The following is a 16,647-nucleotide window of genomic DNA, read 5'->3' as shown; positions in this document are numbered from 1 at the left end:
CTTTGTGTAGTTGCTTCTTGTTGTGGTTGTTGTGTTGCTTCAGTTTGTGGTGCAGCTTCTTGTGCTGGTTGTTCAGTTGAAGCTTGCTCAGTTTGTTGTGGTTGTTCTACTTGTTGTGGTTGCTCAGCAGTTTCTTGTGCTGGTGCATTAGTTGTTGAACCTTCGCCATAGCTCCAAGTCCAATATTGACCATCTGATTGGAAACTATAATTTGTATTATTGTAATCAAAGTTTATATTATAAGCACCGTCTTGTACTGGTGCTGCATTTAATGATTCTGGATTAGTTTGTGCTTGTTGTGCTAATTGAGCTTTGTCGACACCTTGTTCTGAAGCGTCTGCTGAATTTCCTGCTGCGAATCCTGTCACGCCAAGCCCTACTGCTAATGTTGATGCTACTACTGTTTTTTTCATTGTAAAAAAGTCCTCCTATAAGGTAATTAAGTTTATTTATGATTAATTTGCAAGTACAACTATAACATTCGACAAAGCACCGTAGGTTACAGTGAAATAAAAAAAACGCGCCTATTTTACAATGGAATTACATTTAATTTATCTTTGAATTTAATATTTTTTCACTATAAAAACTTCTGTGAAAGCTTTTACAGTCTTTAAGATCTTTCACTTGATGTAAACAATTTGTAATAAATCAGATTATTCAGTTACTTATTTGTGATTATTTGCAATCAACTAATTCATTTTAAAATAAATAAGCTATCCCCCTTAGTGGACTAATTTAAGAGGAATAGCCTGTAGAAGTATAATTGATAGTAGGATTAAAATGTATATTAAAGTGGATTATTAAATTAGGGGTAGATTTTGGGTGGGAGTTTTATACAATTTCATATATATCATTTTCTTGTATTTTCATTTCTTTGAAAGGGTCATGAATTTGTTCTAGTGGGAATGGTTCAAAAAGTATATCGTTTTCGTCTTTAGTTCGTGGAGACATGAATTTAATCGTTTCAATAAGTATTTCTGATACAAAATGCGTCTGTCCTTCTTTTACATATTTATGTGATTGCATTTGGCCTGTGATACCTACCAGTGATCCTTGATTAATATACAATTCAATATTAGTAGCTATCTTTCCAAATGCTTTACAAAATAAATAATCACATATCGTATTTTGATTCTTATCTTTATAGTTTCTTGTAACAGCCACACAAAATGTAGCTAATTTTTTCCCCTCCTTGTCGTATATTTTAGGGTCTTTAGTTAATCTCCCTACAATTACAATATTGTTGATCATATGTCACCTCCTTTATAGCTATATTTTATGAATTTTTAATACTTCCGTCAAAAAGCAATTACACAGAATTTAAAAGGTCATTTAATACTAATTTCTGCAAAATTCACCTTTATCATTTAAAATTACGTTATAATGTTTATATAATTTGAATTATTGTAGAAATTAAATTTATTAATTGGATGTGAGGACGGATGAAATCATTTAAAGCTGTTCGATTTCAAATCGTATCAGATAGTGGTGGCGTTACTGAATATGAAATAGAAGATGGCGTTATTATCAATAAAGAAAATAGTGGTACTGGTTGGTTACTTGAAATCGTTATTTCAGATTATCATTATGAAGCTATGAAACAGTATATGGAAGATGAGACTTTATTAGACATTCGTGTAGTAATCACTCGCCCAGCCAATGATCCTGCACTCTTTGATGCTACAATTAAAAATATTAGTAAACTTGAAGGTGCGATTTCTGTTGTTTTTGAATGTCACATTTATACATTGAGACAAGTTTACGCTGAGAGTTTATTAGAACAGCTCATTGATGAAGGATTAACTGGAGAAGAACTCAAAAAATCTTTCAACCGTTTGATGCAATCTAAACCAAGACTAAAAGATGAAAAAATTGAAAAATAATAAAATAAAAGAACCTCAAGCCGTTGTATTCACAACATCACTTGAGGTTCTTATTTATTTACTTTGAATTGCAAACGTTAATTCACAACTACAAGCGATTTCACCATCTACAGTAGCTGTGGCATTACCTTTACCGATTGGCCCACGCATTTTTGTTATTTCAACTTCTAATTTTAAAGTGTCTCCAGGCGTAACTTGTTTTTTAAATCTACATTTATCTATGCCAGCAAAAAATGCAAGTTTCCCTTTATTTTCCTCACTATTTAAAATTGCAACTGCGCCTGTTTGAGCAAGCGCTTCTGTAATTAAAACACCTGGCATTACAGCATATTCTGGAAAATGGCCTTGGAAAAACGGTTCATTTCCTGATACTTGTTTAATGGCTACACAGCGAGTCCCTACTTCATATTCAACTACACGATCTATTAATAAAAATGGTTGTCTGTGTGGTATGATGTCTTTAATTTGATTATAATCAAAAATTGTCTCCATTGTTTGCTTCCTCCAACTCTTTATGCATCGCTTTTTCATTTGCGCAATGGTGTATTATACTTGAGTACGTTTGATATCTGCACCTAATGCTTTTAATTTACCATGTAAGTCAACATATCCTCTGTCTAAATGTTTTAACTCAGTTACTTGAGTAGTTCCATCTGCTACTAGACCAGCTAAAATAAGCGCTGCTGCTGCACGTAAATCTGTAGCTTTTACTTGTGCACCTTGTAATTCGCTCTTGCCTTCTATTTTAGCACTTCTACCCTCAACAGTAATCTTAGCATTCATACGTTTAAATTCACCTACATGCATAAATCTATTTTCAAATACTGTTTCAGTTACTACTTTATGCCCTTCAGCTGTTAGTAATAATGCCATCATTTGTGATTGCATATCAGTCGGAAATCCAGGGTGTGGCAATGTTTTAATATCAACAGGTTTTAAATTATTTTCGACACGCACACGAATTGCGTCATCCTGATAAGCTAAATCAACTCCCATTTCTTCTAGTTTATAAACAAGACTCGTCATGTGTTCCTTTATAGCCCCATTAACTAGTACATCACCACGTGTAATTGCTCCAGCAATAAGTAGCGTACCAGCTTCAATTCTATCTGGAATAATTGCATGTTCTACACCATGTAGTGTTTCTACACCATGAATGATAATTGTATCCGTACCAGCTCCAGAAACATTGCCTCCCATTTCATTAATATAATTTGCTAAATCAACGATCTCTGGTTCTCTTGCAACGTTTTCTAATATTGTTTTACCTTCTGCTAAAGATGCCGCCATTATAATATTTTGTGTTGCTCCTACACTAGGAAAGTCTAAATGAATAGTTGTTCCTTTTAAGCCATTTTCAGTACTAGCATAAATGAAACCACCATCCATATGAATCTCCGCACCAAGTTCTTCAAAACCTTTTATATGTTGTTCAATCGGTCTTGAACCTATGGCACAACCACCAGGTAAAGCTACTTTAGCATGACCTAATCGTGCTAATAATGGACCCATAACAAGTATACTGGCTCTCATTTTACTTACATACTCATACGGCGCCTCTTCATTTAATTCTTTTGTAGCATCTACAGTTACTGATTCCTCATCTTTATTGTATGAAACTTCCGCGTTCAATGTAGAGATTACATTATTAATTGTCTCTACATCACTTAATGCAGGTACATTCATTAATTTACTAACACCTTCTGATGCTAAAAGTGAAGCAGTTAAAACTGGTAATACAGCATTTTTTGCGCCAGACACTTTAACCTCACCAGTCAATCTATTTCCACCATTAATTTCTATCATATCCATCTTAAATCCTCCACTTTACTACTTATATACTTCATTTTCATCAAAAATTTTAATGTACTTCTAAATTATTATATCTATAATTCAAAATGATATACAAGTATTTGAATTATTGTGCTAAATATTTAATTTGCGTAGAATATTGTAACAAGTCTACAAGAAAATTACTAACCGCTGTTCCAAGTAAAATTGCTAAAAAAATCATACATACTTGTACTTGTAGCGCATAACCTTTTTTAAAAAACTGTTCTAATCTCACTGCATTTAAAGCCCAATATGCAACACAAATACAAATCACATGTAATATAAGGTGTACAACTGAAAATTGTCCTAAATACTCCATACACTAACTCCTCACTTTACACTGTCAATTTATTTTACATGAAATAAACCTTAAAAGATACATCTGAAATGCACAATTTGATTTACAAAATGCTTTTTATTTCTTTGACTTTTCCCTAATTAATTTAAGATATGCCATTATAATGAGTTCATTATAGATAATATTACGCCTAAAAAAAGAAGAGTCCAGGACAATAAATGTCTCTGACTCTTCTTTTTAGATATTAGATAACTGATTTAAGACAATAAGTTCTTATACACGAGCTGTAGCTCGGATGACCGACTCATACTATCCCTTTTAGCAAGTTATCAATTCAAAGGCATGGTAACAAAATTATAGCGTTAGATATAATTTCTCATTCATACTCTTTTCTGAAATTTATTGTAAGCTCGCGACACGAATACGGTTGTTCGCACGTTCTAAAGCTCGCTTCGCTCTATTAATGTCGCTGTTATCTTCTTCGTTATTCAAATGAGATTCTGCTCTAGATTTTGCTAATTCTGCTCTAGCAACATCTATTTCGTCCGCAGGTTCTGCAGTTTGTACAATAATCGATAATTTATCTTGTCTAACCTCAACAAAACCTTCACTCACTGCAATATATTCTGAACCACCGTCAAAATTTATTTTAACATAGCCAATTTCAAGTGCTGCAACTGTTGGAATATGTCCATACATAACACCGATTTCCCCTGCAGTTGTTTGTAATACTGCAAGATTAACATCTTCTCGGTCGTAAACAGAACCATTAGGAGTGACAATATTTAGGCTTAATACATTCATTATCTATACCTCCTAATTTTTTAAACTTCAACACCCATGTCTTTAGCTTTTGCGATGACCTCTTCCATACTACCGACAAGACGGAATGCATCTTCAGGAATATGATCGTATTCACCATCTAAAATTGCTTTGAAGCCTTCTACAGTTTTTTGAACAGGTACATATGAACCTTTTTGACCAGTAAACTGTTCAGCTACGTGGAAGTTTTGTGATAGGAAGAACTGGATACGACGTGCACGTTCAACAGTTTGTTTATCTTCTTCAGATAATTCATCCATACCTAAAATAGCGATAATATCTTGTAATTCTCTATATTTTTGTAATGTTGATTGCACATCACGTGCTATTTCATAATGATCTTGACCAACAATAGCAGGGTCTAATGCTCTTGAAGTAGATGCTAATGGATCAACTGCAGGATAAATACCCATTTCCGTTAATTTACGTTCAAGGTTTGTTGTTGCATCTAAGTGAGCGAATACTGCTGCTGGTGCTGGGTCAGTATAGTCATCGGCAGGTACGAATACTGCTTGTATTGAAGTTACAGAGCCTTTAGTTGTTGACGTAATACGTTCTTGTAATTGACCCATTTCAGTAGCAAGTGTAGGTTGGTAACTAACGGCTGATGGCATACGACCTAACAATGCTGATACTTCTGAACCAGCCTGTGTAAATCTGAATATATTATCAATAAATAGTAAAACATCTTGCCCTTGGACATCACGGAAGTGCTCAGCCATTGTTAATCCTGATAGTGCCACACGCATACGCGCGCCTGGTGGCTCGTTCATTTGTCCGAACACCATAGCTGTTTTCTTAATTACACCACTATCGCTCATTTCATAGTATAAATCATTACCTTCACGTGTACGTTCACCTACACCAGCAAATACGGAGATACCACCATGTTCTTGAGCAATGTTATTAATTAATTCTTGGATTAATACTGTTTTACCTACGCCGGCTCCACCGAATAAACCAATTTTACCACCTTTAATGTAGGGGGCTAATAAATCAATAACTTTAATACCTGTTTCTAATATTTCAACTTTTGTTGATAATTGATCAAATGCAGGTGCTTCTCTATGAATTGGATCACGTTTTACCGATCCATCGAGTTTCTCGTCCAAGTCAATTGTTTCACCTAAAACGTTAAACACTCGTCCTAGTGTAACATCACCGACTGGAACGCTTATGCTATCACCGCTGTCTCGAACTTCTGTACCACGTTTAACCCCATCAGTAGAGTCCATTGCAATTGTACGGACTACATCATCGCCAAGTTGCAAAGCTACTTCCAAAGTAAGAGATACTATACCTTCATCTCTTTCAACTTCAACGACTAAGGCATTGTTAATTTCTGGAACTTCATTGTGCTCAAAGCGAACATCAATTACTGGACCCATAACTTGAGTTACACGGCCTAATCCCATGTTTTTTTCCTCCTTTAATAATTATTCAAGCGCAACTGAGCCACCGACAATTTCAGTGATTTGTTGAGTAATTGCTGCTTGTCTTGCTCTATTATATTGAATAGATAAGTCATCAATAATATCTGACGCATTATCTGATGCATTTTTCATTGCTGTCATACGCGTAGCGTGTTCACTTGCTTTTGCATCTAATATCGTTCCATATATTAAACTTTCAACATATTGAGGTAAAATAACACTCAATATTGCTTCTTTGTCTGGTTCAAACTCGTATGAGGACATTTGTCCATGACCTAAGCTTGAATCTTCTGGAGACAATGGAAGCACAGTTTTAACAGAAGGTGTATTTTCTAATACACTCACGAAATGACTAAAATATATTTTAACCTCATCAACTTCTTCTTCACTATACAAATCGATTGCTTTTTTAGCTATAGCTTGTACTTCTTTAAAAGAAGGTTGATCTGGTACATCAATAAGTGAATCACGAATGTCATAACCTCTGTTTTTTAGGAAATCCACACCAGTTTGTCCTAATACAAGGATTGAAAAATCATCTTTACTTTCATGCTTTGCTTCAATGTCCTTGATGAGGTGTTTCAATACATTCGCATTATATGCACCAGCAAGACCTTTATCACTTGTAATCACTAGATAAGCACTTTTCTTCACTTCACGTTGTTGCAACATTGGGTGGTGTGAATTTTTATCTGCTCCAGCAACTGCAGTTATTGCATCTTGCATTTTTTCCATATAAGGTCTGAATTGTTTCGTATTACTTTCAGCACGACGCAATTTTGAACTGGATACCATGTTCATTGCTTTCGTGATTTGCTTCATTTTTTTGGTTGATTTTATACGTGTATCAATCTCTTTAAGAGATCCCATTATCTCACCACCTTTTATTTAACGTTAACAATTATGCTTCTGTTTTACTGAAACTTTTTTTGAATTCTGTAATAGCTGATTCAAATGCTTCATCTTTTGGTAATGCACCTGAAGTTTTAATCTCATTTAACAATTCAGTTGCATTTGATTTTGCCCAAAGATTTAATTCGTCTTCGAAACGAATAATATCAACCACAGGGATGTCATCTAAGTAACCTTTAGTCAATGCATAAATAATTAACACTTGATTTTCTACAGGTAGTGGCTTATTTTTGTCTTGTTTTAAGATTTCGACCGTACGTTTACCACGTTCTAATTTTTTAGCAGTAAATTCATCTAAATCTGAACCGAATTGTGCAAATGATTCTAATTCACGATAAGAAGCTAAATCTAAACGTAATGTACCTGCAACTTTTTTCATGGCTTTAATTTGTGCTGAACCACCAACACGAGATACGGATTGACCAGCATTAATCGCAGGTCTTACACCTGAGAAGAATAAATCTGATTGTAAGAAGATTTGTCCATCTGTAATTGAAATAACGTTAGTAGGAACATAAGCTGCGATATCACCCGCTTGAGTTTCTATAATTGGTAAAGCTGTAATAGAACCTCCGCCTAAGTCATCATTTAACTTAGCAGCTCTTTCAAGCAATCTACTATGTAAGTAGAACACATCACCTGGATAAGCCTCACGGCCTGGTGGTCTACGTAATAACAATGACAATTCACGGTAAGCTGCAGCTTGTTTTGTTAAATCATCATATACAATTAAAACGTCTTTACCTGCAAACATGAACTCTTCAGCCATTGCAACACCAGAATACGGTGCTATATACAGCATTGGAGCTGGATCAGCTGCTGAAGCTGAAACGACGATTGTGTAATCTAATGCGCCTTCTTGACGTAATTTTTCAACATTCGCACGTACTGTTGAATCTTTTTGTCCAATAGCTACATAAATACAAATTGTATTTTGATCTGCTTGGTTTAATATCGTATCAATCGCAACCGTAGTTTTACCTGTTTGACGGTCACCAATGATCAATTCACGTTGTCCACGACCGATTGGTACAAGCGCATCAATCGCTTTAATACCCGTTTGTAGCGGTTCATCTACTGATTTACGATCCATAACACCAGTCGCTTTTTTCTCTACAGGACGTGTGCGAGTTGTGTTGACTGGTCCTTGACCATCAATAGGTTGTCCAAGTGGATTCACGACACGACCAATAAGTTCGTCACCTACAGGAACTTCCATAATACGTCCAGTACGTTTTACTTCGTCTCCTTCTTTGATATCAGCGTATGGTCCTAAAATAACTACACCGACATTTGATTCTTCTAAGTTTTGTGCTAAGCCTAGAACGCCACTTTTGAATTCTATTAACTCACCAGCCATAACATCATTTAATCCGTGGATTAAAGCAATGCCATCACCAATTTGTAGTACTGTACCTACATCAGTAACTGCCATTTCCGACTCATAATTTTCGATTTGTGAGCGGAGTAATGCACTGATTTCTTCAGCTTTAATGGCCATCTATGTCACTCCTTCAAATTTTATTTCACTCTAATAAATTGTCTTTCCAATTGTGCTAAATCATTCTTAATGCTTGCGTCCATCACTTTTGTACCAACTTTGACTCTGATACCACCGATAAGTTCAGGATTGATTTTATTTGTAATCATTATTTTAGAAAGCTTAGTCCGTGCTTTAATGATATTGTCAATACTTGATAATTCATCTTCAGACAGTGGGTATACTGACTCAATTACAGCATAATCTTGATTATGCTGTTGATTGTATAAAGTTTCGAATTCGCTATATATTTCATGAACGTGTCCTAAATGACGGTTGCTAGCAAGTATTGTCAACATATTTTGTAAGTATTGATTCGTATGGCTAAATACAATACTTACGAAACGACGACGTTGCTCAACATCTTTTTGAGGATCTGCATCCAATGCTTGTAACTTTTCACTTTCAGATTGAACTGCTTCATTAATTGTTGAAAATTCATCGTACATGACATCAAGGTTGTCTGCGTCTTTAGCAGTATCAAACAATGCTTTGGCATATTTTTTTGCTATTTTAGCCATTACTTATCGCCTGCCTCTTTTATGTACTTTTCAACTAAAGCTTTTTGATCTTTCTCTGATATCTCTTTTTGAAGCACTTTTGAAGCAATTAAAACAGATAGCTCAGAAACTTGATTGTTAATATCAGCAATTGCGCGTTCTTTTTCACTGTTGATTTCGTTCTGTGCTGTTTCAATCATGCCATTCGCTCTGATATTTGCTTCATGAATAATTTCTTCATGTTGTTTACGTGCTTGAACTTTAGATTCTTCTAAAATCTTTTGAACCTCATCTTGTGTTTCTTTTAGTGTTTGTTTATTTTGTTCTTCTAACTTTTGTGCATTTAATTTAGCTTGTTCAGCATCATCAATATCTTTATTGATATCGTGTTCACGTTTGTCCATTACTTCTTTTAATGGGCCCCATGCAAACTTTTTCAATAAAGCAACTAGAATAATAAAAGTTACAAGGGTAACTAGTATCGTTCCGAACTCAACGCCACTTTCGCCAGCTGCACCAAGTACGAACATATTTGTCGTAGCAGTCACTTACATAGACACTCCTTTCATTCATTATAATCTTAAGACATTATTGATAAAAACGAACGGCGAAAGTCGTTCCGACTTCGCCTTTTTAAAAATATAAATTACATGAACATTACGATGAATGAAATAACAAGACCTAAAATAGGTAGTGCCTCAACTAAACCAATACCAATGAACATTATTGACATTAATTGTCCGCGTGCCTCTGGTTGACGAGCTACACCTTCTACTGTTCTTGAAACGATAAGACCATTACCGATACCTGCACCTAATGCTGATAAGCCGATTGCGATTGCTGCTGCGATTAAATTCATTTATAAAATCCTCCTAAATTTTCTTTTAAATTATTTTAATTAATGACTGTCTTGCACTTTGTGTGACATATAAACCATAGTTAAAACTATAAATATATATGCCTGAATTGCTCCAATAAATATTGAGAATGCTTGCCAAATAACTAAACCTGGCAATCCAATAATCCAACCCCATGCTCTCGTGGAATCGCCCGTTACTAATCCTGCTAATAGTCCTAGTAATAATTCACCAGCAAAGATATTACCGTAAAGACGTAAACCTAACGTAAGCGTTGAAGTGAATTCCTCAAAGATATTAATTGGTAATAAAAAAATTGGTTTTGTGTAGTTTTGGAAATAACCTTTAGTACCTTTCATTTTAACACCATAAAAATGTGTAAGTAGAATTACTAAAGTTGATAAAGTTAAAGTGACAGTTGCATCTGCTGTAGGTGATTTCCACCATAGTGTATGCCCTGAAACTATTGAAAAAGGAAGCCCTATCATATTACTAACAAATAAAAACAATATTAAAGTAACTGCTAAGAAATGGAATTGGCCGCCTTTAGACCATGCCAAGTTACTTTCAATAATACCTCTTACAAAATCGAAAACCCACTCTATAAAATTTTGCTTACCAGTTGGACGTTTTTTGAGGTTGCGTGTACAAATAATAGCTATGACAAAAACAATAACCGCTGTAATAATCAACATCATTATTGATGACAGATTAAACACGATGTCTAGACCAAATACATTCCAACTGACTAGAGGATGATCATGTTGCATTTATTCTCACCTCTTTCATTATTATATTTTATTCCTTGCGTAAAAATGGTTTGAATATGATTAAAACATATGAAATCATTAAACCAATAACTACACCAAAAATATTAATTTCATCCTTATAAAAATACCAGATACAACATGCTAGAATCACTACTAAATATCTCCAAACGTTGCCCGTTGAAATATGTATGCTATCTTTTTCTTTAGCTTTTAATAAGTAGTATTCAAAAGTAAAAGTATTAAAAAGTGATCCAATAGTACCAATTATAAGCCCTAATATAAATGGTGAGTATGTGAAAATAAACACAATTAACAGTACAATTATACCATAAAAATAGTATTTAATGTAGCTATTAAAAATGATGTTGAAACGTTTCATAGCTATGCCTCACTTCATCTTTTTCATGCAATTATGAAAACCATTTCAATCATACAGTTTTAATAATAATATAGGGTAGTTAACGTGTCAATTCTATACAAAATGTAGATTAATTTTTTACAAAAAAGTCACAAAAATGACACATTATACATTTAAATTATTTGAATGATTCAGGCTTTTTAGAAATTATATGAAAATAATACTTAATATTCTCGCAAATCCGTATAGAAGCATTACCATCACCATATGGATTTCGAGCATGGCTCATTTTGTTATATAACAATTTGTCATCTAATAATTGTTTCGTCGATTCAAAAATGTCTCTTTCTTGAGTGCCAACTATTTTAAGCGTACCTGCTTCAACACCCTCTGGTCTTTCTGTAGCATCTCTTAATACCAATACAGGCTTACCTAATGAAGGCGCTTCTTCTTGGACTCCTCCAGAATCTGTGAGTATTAAATAAGATTGATGCGCAAAGTTATGGAAATCAATGACTTCAAGTGGTTCCACCAATTCAATCCGCTCATGGTTTGATAAATACGTTTCTGCGATTGCCCTAACCTTAGGATTTTTATGTACAGGATAAACAACAACCACATCATCAAATGTTTCTACAATGTTTCTAACAGCTTTAAATATATGTGCCATCGGTTCTCCAATATTTTCGCGCCGATGCGCAGTCAATAAAATTATGCGCTTATCTTTATGTTTAGCCATAATATCAGAATGATAGTGATCATGTATCGTAGTCTTCATGGCATCTATCGCTGTATTACCTGTCACTACAATGGTTTCCGCTGGCTTATTTTCTGAAATAAGATTACTGGCAGCATTATTAGTAGGGGCAAAATTCAAATCTGCCATTACCCCTACCATTTGTCTATTCATTTCTTCAGGGAATGGAGCATACTTGTCCCATGTGCGTAAACCTGCCTCGACATGACCTATAGGAATTTGATTATAAAATGCAGCTAAAGCACCGGCAAACGTCGTCATCGTATCACCATGAACGAGTATCATATCCGGTTGTTCTTTCTTTATAACATCTTCTAGTCGCGTCAATATACGTGATGTGATTTCAGACAACGACTGTCCTTGTTTCATGATATCCAAATCATAATCTGGTATGATATGAAAGCTATGCAACACTGAATCAAGCATTTCTCTATGTTGTGCCGTAACCACTACAACTGGTTCTAATGCATCATCGTTTTTCAATGCTTGGATAAGCGGTGCCATCTTTACTGCTTCGGGACGAGTGCCGAATACAGTCATTATTTTTTTCATTTTACTCCACTCCTGAGCGAAACTATTTTGTGCCGAATAAACGGTCCCCTGCGTCACCTAAGCCTGGTGTGATATAGGCGTGTTCATCAAGTTTTTCATCCAGTGCTGCGATAAATATATCTACATCTTCATGAGCCGCTTGTAATTTTTCTACACCTTCTGGGGCTGCAATTAAACACATAAAACGAATGTTTTTGGCACCACGTTTTTTTAGTGAGTTAATTGCTTCTATAGCAGAGGCACCAGTTGCTAACATTGGATCTACAACCACAATTTCTCTTTCTTCAATATCTTGTGGTAATTTCACGAAATATTCTACCGCTTCTAGTGTCTCAGGATCTCTATAAAGACCAACATGACCGATTCTTGCTGCAGGTACTAATGTTAAAATACCTTGAGTCATACCTAACCCAGCTCTCAATATCGGAACGAATGCTAATTTTTTACCTGTTAGTCTTTTAGCAATCATTTTAGTTACGGGGGTTTCTACTTCAACGTCTTGCAATTCTAAATCTCTAGTAACTTCATATGCCATCAACATACCTACTTCATCTACTAGTTCTCTAAATTCTTTAGTCCCAGTATGTACGTCACGGATATAACTTAATTTGTGTTGAATAAGTGGGTGATCAAAAACATGTACTTTGCCCATAATTTTACTTCCTCCAATTTTAATTATATAAAGGATGTTTTGAAGTTAAAGTCTTAACTCTTTCTTTTCCTTCTTCTAATGCTTTTTCGTCTTCTGGATTCTTCAAAACTAAACTAATGATTTTTGCAACTTCTTCAAAAGCTGTTTCATCAAATCCGCGAGTTGTTGCTGCTGGTGTACCTAAGCGAATACCACTCGTTACAAACGGTTTTTCTTGATCAAACGGAATTGTATTTTTATTACATGTAATACCAATCGCGTCTAATGTTTCTTCCGCTACTTTACCAGTAATATCAACAGAACCTTTTACATCAACAGAAACAAGATGATTATCCGTACCGCCAGAAACAACTCTGAATCCTTCTTCAGTCAATGTGTTAGCTAATGTTTTAGCATTTTTAATAACTTGTTGTTGATATACTTTAAAGTCATCTTGTAATGCTTCTCCAAATGCAACAGCCTTAGCAGCAATTACATGCTCTAATGGACCACCTTGAATGCCAGGGAATATTTTTTTGTCAATTTGTTTTTTATATGCTTCTTTACACAAAATCATGCCGCCACGAGGTCCACGTAATGTTTTGTGTGTCGTTGTCGTAACAAAATCTGCATATTCCACAGGATTTGGATGTAAACCAACCGCAACTAAACCAGCTATATGTGCCATATCAACCATTAATTTCGCGCCTACTTCATCTGCAATTTCTTTAAATCGTTTGAAATCAATCGTTCTTGAATAAGCTGACGCGCCAGCAACAATTAATTTAGGTTTGTGTTCTTTAGCAACTTTTAATACTTCATCATAGTCAATTTGTTCTTGTTCTTTGTCTACACCATACTCTACAAAATTGTAAAATTGTCCACTAAAGTTAACAGGTGCACCATGTGTTAAATGTCCACCATGACTTAAATTCATACCTAATACAGTATCACCGTGTTCTAATGCTACTAGATAAACTGCCATATTAGCTTGAGAACCTGAATGTGGTTGTACGTTAACATGTTCAGCACCAAACAGTTTTTTAGCTCGTTCGATAGCTATCGTTTCTGACACATCTACGTATTCACAACCACCATAATATCTTCTGTTAGGGTAGCCTTCAGCATACTTGTTCGTTAATACTGAACCTTGTGCTTCCATAACTGCTTCTGAAACAAAGTTCTCCGAAGCAATCAGCTCGATATTATTATTTTGACGGTTAAATTCATTTTGAATCACTTCATAAATTGCTTTATCTTGCTTTTGAATAAATGACATTGGTAATTCCCTCGTTTCTGTATTAGTTATATTTTGCTCTTTCGCCACCAATTTTCTTAGGTCTTGAAGAAGCGATGGTTACAATTGCTTCACCAATTTGCTTAACACTTGTACGTTCTGGTATAGCGACGTGATTTATATGCATACCAATTAATGTTTGTCCTATATCAATACCTTTTGGTACTGATATATGTTCAACAACTATTGGCTCATCCATATGCTGATACGCGTATGTTGCAAGACTTCCGCCTGCATGAACATCTGGCACAACCGTAACTTCTTCCATCGTGAGAGGATCGAACTGTGATTTTTCTATCGTCACCGCTCTATTTATGTGCTCACAACCCTGATACACAAAAGAAACACCTGTTTCGTATTCAATTTCCTTTAATGAATCAAATATTTCTTTTGCAACTTCCATTGAACCAACACTACCTATACGTTCACCAATTACTTCTGACGTAGAACAACCGATGACACATAACTCATTAGTATTGAAAAAAGATCGTGATTTCAATTCTTCTAGCAATAACTTCAAATCTTCCATTCTCCCACCTCTTTTTATAGATGACATAAAAGTAACTGCGTCTCAAACCGCCTTAAAAAACATACAAAATTGACTGATAGCAAATTTGTTACACGTGTTTATTATAACGTATTTACTTACACACTCATACTAATTTCACTAATTTATTACTTTAATATTTTATTTTTTAAACTGTCAATCAGTAAGTTTAATTCATTATATATTTTCATATAATCTGATTTGTTCCCTCCAAATGGATCAGATACCTCGCCACTTTCACCTACATATTCCTTTATTGTATATACTTGAACGACATTATTGTAGCGCTGCTTAATTACTTCTTTATGTGAAGATCCCATCGTCAATATTAAATCCGCATTTAAATCTTCTTCACTAAAAGATTGGGCGTGGGTTGGAACTTCTAAATAATGCGCTTGTAAAATATCGTTCACGTGTTCTGATATAGGTTGACCATCCATAGCGTAAATACCACGTGACTCAATGGTATGATCTGGTAGTTTGGCCTGTGCAATACTTTCAGCCAAAGGGCTCCTACATGTATTTCCTGTACAAACAAAAATAATTTTCATAAATCTTCTCCTCTAACAATTGCTTGATTAGCCGCCTTCATCATTCTATTCATAATTGCCGTAGTATCATCCTTCAAATCAAAGCCGTATATATAGGCGTGATTAATTTTTTCATTTTGATCTAACTGATGTAGTATTTGGTATAGGTTATGATTTGCACGTTTAATATCATTTTCATCTTCACACAGAGCAATAAACATCGCCTCTTCAGGTACAAGAAATTCTTTATTACGAGGTACAATAAAAGCCGTTTGACCCCAATTTGATTTTGAGGAAGGATACGTATTGAATGATGATAATATTTGCACAGGTGTATCTGGTGCATAGTGTTTATATTTCATGCCTGGTGCAATCGGTTTTTGATGATTTAATGTACCATCAGTTGTAACACTTCCTGGAATTACCTCTTCTATCATAGATTTCGTAATCGAACCAGGTCTAGCAATTCTGAAAGGGAATTGTGTACAATCAAGTACCGTACTTTCTAATCCTTCTTCACTTTGATCTCCATTTACTATGCCTTCAATACGTCCATTTAAATCATGATACACATGTTCAAAAGTAGTAGGAGAGGGTCTACCACTCATATTAGCACTTGGAGCAGCAATAGGCATATCAACATATTTTAATATTTGTCTTCCAATAAAATGACTTGGCATACGCACTGCAATTGAGTCTAATCCACCACTCACACTTTTACATAAATATCCTTGCTTTAATGGAATAATAAATGAAATGGGCCCCGGCCAAAATGAATCCATTAAAGTTTCAATTTCTTTTGTCAGATTGGTTGTAAATGCATATATTTGCTCTTTTTTATAGATATGAACAATCAATGGGTTATCTGATGGTCTCCCCTTTGCTTTATAAATTCGTTTAACAGCATGTTCATTACGTGCATCCGCGCCTAATCCGTAGACTGTTTCGGTTGGAATAGCAATTAAACCATTATTTTCAAAAATCGTTTTAATTTCATTCATATCTTTATTTTCTTCTATTTGTTCATCGTATTGTCGCAAATCCCATATCTTCGTTACCACTTAGACACATCCTTTCACTTTAGTCTCTATTTTAAAGCAAAATAAAAAGTTATGCACTCTCATGAA

Annotated in this window: 20 protein-coding genes and 1 pseudogene; 1 reads left to right on the top strand and 20 read right to left on the bottom strand. The window is 34.7% G+C overall.

Annotation, left to right across the window (positions count from 1 at the left end):
* Both BTJ66_RS10275 and BTJ66_RS10270 read right to left on the bottom strand, forming a co-directional pair.
* A pseudogene (locus tag BTJ66_RS10275) lies at positions 1-413 on the bottom strand (transglycosylase); the annotation flags it as partial.
* Between the two features lie 418 nt (positions 414-831).
* Positions 832-1,251: a single-stranded DNA-binding protein gene (locus BTJ66_RS10270; protein WP_099090868.1), complete on the bottom strand. Its 420-nt coding sequence runs from the start codon at positions 1,249-1,251 to the stop codon at positions 832-834.
* A gap of 191 nt (positions 1,252-1,442) precedes the next feature.
* Between BTJ66_RS10270 and BTJ66_RS10265 the strand changes: the two genes are divergently transcribed.
* Entirely contained in the window at positions 1,443-1,883 is a 441-nt protein-coding gene (locus BTJ66_RS10265) for a YwpF-like family protein (protein WP_099090867.1), read from the top strand.
* A gap of 54 nt (positions 1,884-1,937) precedes the next feature.
* Here BTJ66_RS10265 and fabZ read toward each other — a convergent pair whose 3' ends face one another.
* The 18 genes from fabZ to BTJ66_RS10175 all read right to left on the bottom strand — a co-directional run bounded on the left by fabZ (position 1,938) and on the right by BTJ66_RS10175 (position 16,581).
* Positions 1,938-2,375, bottom strand: a complete 438-nt coding sequence (gene fabZ / locus BTJ66_RS10260; RefSeq protein ID WP_099090866.1) for a 3-hydroxyacyl-ACP dehydratase FabZ — start codon at positions 2,373-2,375, stop codon at positions 1,938-1,940.
* Positions 2,376-2,429: 54 nt separating this feature from the next.
* Positions 2,430-3,695 carry a UDP-N-acetylglucosamine 1-carboxyvinyltransferase gene (murA, locus tag BTJ66_RS10255; RefSeq protein WP_099090865.1) on the bottom strand — a complete coding sequence of 422 codons (1,266 nt, stop codon included), beginning with the start codon at positions 3,693-3,695 and terminating at the stop codon, positions 2,430-2,432.
* 106 nt (positions 3,696-3,801) lie between these two features.
* Positions 3,802-4,035 carry a DUF1146 family protein gene (locus BTJ66_RS10250; protein WP_099090864.1) on the bottom strand — a complete coding sequence of 78 codons (234 nt, stop codon included), beginning with the start codon at positions 4,033-4,035 and terminating at the stop codon, positions 3,802-3,804.
* A gap of 378 nt (positions 4,036-4,413) precedes the next feature.
* Positions 4,414-4,818, bottom strand: a complete 405-nt coding sequence (locus tag BTJ66_RS10245; RefSeq protein WP_099090863.1) for a F0F1 ATP synthase subunit epsilon — start codon at positions 4,816-4,818, stop codon at positions 4,414-4,416.
* Positions 4,819-4,838: 20 nt separating this feature from the next.
* Positions 4,839-6,251, bottom strand: a complete 1,413-nt coding sequence (gene atpD, locus BTJ66_RS10240; RefSeq protein ID WP_099090862.1) for a F0F1 ATP synthase subunit beta — start codon at positions 6,249-6,251, stop codon at positions 4,839-4,841.
* A 21-nt stretch (positions 6,252-6,272) separates the two neighbouring features.
* The gene (gene atpG, locus BTJ66_RS10235; protein ID WP_099090861.1) at positions 6,273-7,139 is read right to left on the bottom strand and encodes an ATP synthase F1 subunit gamma; all 867 of its coding nucleotides are present in this window, start codon (positions 7,137-7,139) and stop codon (positions 6,273-6,275) included.
* A gap of 31 nt (positions 7,140-7,170) precedes the next feature.
* Positions 7,171-8,682 (bottom strand): F0F1 ATP synthase subunit alpha, encoded by a 1,512-nt coding sequence (atpA, locus tag BTJ66_RS10230; protein WP_099090860.1) that lies wholly within the window; start codon positions 8,680-8,682, stop codon positions 7,171-7,173.
* Between the two features lie 20 nt (positions 8,683-8,702).
* Complete coding sequence (locus tag BTJ66_RS10225; RefSeq protein WP_099090859.1) at positions 8,703-9,242, bottom strand: F0F1 ATP synthase subunit delta; 540 nt, start codon at positions 9,240-9,242, stop codon at positions 8,703-8,705.
* A complete protein-coding gene (locus BTJ66_RS10220; RefSeq protein ID WP_099090858.1) occupies positions 9,242-9,769 on the bottom strand; it encodes a F0F1 ATP synthase subunit B in 528 nt (175 codons plus the stop codon). Before BTJ66_RS10220 ends, BTJ66_RS10225 begins: the two co-directional genes overlap by 1 nt.
* 98 nt (positions 9,770-9,867) lie before the next feature.
* Complete coding sequence (atpE, locus tag BTJ66_RS10215) at positions 9,868-10,080, bottom strand: F0F1 ATP synthase subunit C (RefSeq protein ID WP_002510315.1); 213 nt, start codon at positions 10,078-10,080, stop codon at positions 9,868-9,870.
* Positions 10,081-10,119: 39 nt separating this feature from the next.
* The gene (gene atpB / locus BTJ66_RS10210; protein WP_099090857.1) at positions 10,120-10,848 is read right to left on the bottom strand and encodes a F0F1 ATP synthase subunit A; all 729 of its coding nucleotides are present in this window, start codon (positions 10,846-10,848) and stop codon (positions 10,120-10,122) included.
* Between the two features lie 28 nt (positions 10,849-10,876).
* Positions 10,877-11,227, bottom strand: a complete 351-nt coding sequence (locus tag BTJ66_RS10205; RefSeq protein WP_099090856.1) for an ATP synthase subunit I — start codon at positions 11,225-11,227, stop codon at positions 10,877-10,879.
* 157 nt (positions 11,228-11,384) lie between these two features.
* Entirely contained in the window at positions 11,385-12,515 is a 1,131-nt protein-coding gene (gene wecB, locus BTJ66_RS10200) for a non-hydrolyzing UDP-N-acetylglucosamine 2-epimerase (protein ID WP_099090855.1), read from the bottom strand.
* A gap of 22 nt (positions 12,516-12,537) precedes the next feature.
* The gene (gene upp, locus BTJ66_RS10195; RefSeq protein ID WP_099090854.1) at positions 12,538-13,167 is read right to left on the bottom strand and encodes a uracil phosphoribosyltransferase; all 630 of its coding nucleotides are present in this window, start codon (positions 13,165-13,167) and stop codon (positions 12,538-12,540) included.
* Positions 13,168-13,186: 19 nt separating this feature from the next.
* Entirely contained in the window at positions 13,187-14,425 is a 1,239-nt protein-coding gene (gene glyA, locus BTJ66_RS10190; RefSeq protein ID WP_099090853.1) for a serine hydroxymethyltransferase, read from the bottom strand.
* Positions 14,426-14,447: 22 nt separating this feature from the next.
* Complete coding sequence (locus tag BTJ66_RS10185; protein WP_099090852.1) at positions 14,448-14,972, bottom strand: TIGR01440 family protein; 525 nt, start codon at positions 14,970-14,972, stop codon at positions 14,448-14,450.
* Between the two features lie 146 nt (positions 14,973-15,118).
* Entirely contained in the window at positions 15,119-15,541 is a 423-nt protein-coding gene (locus tag BTJ66_RS10180) for a low molecular weight protein arginine phosphatase (RefSeq protein WP_099090851.1), read from the bottom strand.
* The gene (locus BTJ66_RS10175; RefSeq protein ID WP_099090850.1) at positions 15,538-16,581 is read right to left on the bottom strand and encodes an L-threonylcarbamoyladenylate synthase; all 1,044 of its coding nucleotides are present in this window, start codon (positions 16,579-16,581) and stop codon (positions 15,538-15,540) included. The genes BTJ66_RS10180 and BTJ66_RS10175 overlap by 4 nt, the downstream gene beginning before the upstream one ends.
* Positions 16,582-16,647: the final 66 nt, after the last annotated feature.

This window comes from Staphylococcus edaphicus (assembly GCF_002614725.1).
Lineage (GTDB): Bacteria > Bacillota > Bacilli > Staphylococcales > Staphylococcaceae > Staphylococcus > Staphylococcus edaphicus.
Note: the sequence above shows the minus strand (reverse complement) of the source record. Positions and strands in the feature narration are given on the sequence as shown.

Bases quoted from the DNA above. Each gene is read 5' to 3' on its own strand.
- atpE (WP_002510315.1), bottom strand. From the start codon at position 10,080: ATGAATTTAATCGCAGCAGCAATCGCAATCGGCTTATCAGCATTAGGT.
- BTJ66_RS10250 (WP_099090864.1), bottom strand. From the start codon at position 4,035: ATGGAGTATTTAGGACAATTTTCAGTTGTACACCTTATATTACATGTG.
- atpB (WP_099090857.1), bottom strand. From the start codon at position 10,848: ATGCAACATGATCATCCTCTAGTCAGTTGGAATGTATTTGGTCTAGAC.
- atpD (WP_099090862.1), bottom strand. From the start codon at position 6,251: ATGGGATTAGGCCGTGTAACTCAAGTTATGGGTCCAGTAATTGATGTT.
- BTJ66_RS10180 (WP_099090851.1), bottom strand. From the start codon at position 15,541: ATGAAAATTATTTTTGTTTGTACAGGAAATACATGTAGGAGCCCTTTG.
- atpA (WP_099090860.1), bottom strand. From the start codon at position 8,682: ATGGCCATTAAAGCTGAAGAAATCAGTGCATTACTCCGCTCACAAATC.
- murA (WP_099090865.1), bottom strand. From the start codon at position 3,695: ATGGATATGATAGAAATTAATGGTGGAAATAGATTGACTGGTGAGGTT.
- BTJ66_RS10225 (WP_099090859.1), bottom strand. From the start codon at position 9,242: ATGGCTAAAATAGCAAAAAAATATGCCAAAGCATTGTTTGATACTGCT.
- BTJ66_RS10265 (WP_099090867.1), top strand. From the start codon at position 1,443: ATGAAATCATTTAAAGCTGTTCGATTTCAAATCGTATCAGATAGTGGT.
- upp (WP_099090854.1), bottom strand. From the start codon at position 13,167: ATGGGCAAAGTACATGTTTTTGATCACCCACTTATTCAACACAAATTA.
- wecB (WP_099090855.1), bottom strand. From the start codon at position 12,515: ATGAAAAAAATAATGACTGTATTCGGCACTCGTCCCGAAGCAGTAAAG.
- BTJ66_RS10185 (WP_099090852.1), bottom strand. From the start codon at position 14,972: ATGGAAGATTTGAAGTTATTGCTAGAAGAATTGAAATCACGATCTTTT.
- fabZ (WP_099090866.1), bottom strand. From the start codon at position 2,375: ATGGAGACAATTTTTGATTATAATCAAATTAAAGACATCATACCACAC.
- BTJ66_RS10245 (WP_099090863.1), bottom strand. From the start codon at position 4,818: ATGAATGTATTAAGCCTAAATATTGTCACTCCTAATGGTTCTGTTTAC.
- BTJ66_RS10205 (WP_099090856.1), bottom strand. From the start codon at position 11,227: ATGAAACGTTTCAACATCATTTTTAATAGCTACATTAAATACTATTTT.
- glyA (WP_099090853.1), bottom strand. From the start codon at position 14,425: ATGTCATTTATTCAAAAGCAAGATAAAGCAATTTATGAAGTGATTCAA.
- atpG (WP_099090861.1), bottom strand. From the start codon at position 7,139: ATGGGATCTCTTAAAGAGATTGATACACGTATAAAATCAACCAAAAAA.
- BTJ66_RS10270 (WP_099090868.1), bottom strand. From the start codon at position 1,251: ATGATCAACAATATTGTAATTGTAGGGAGATTAACTAAAGACCCTAAA.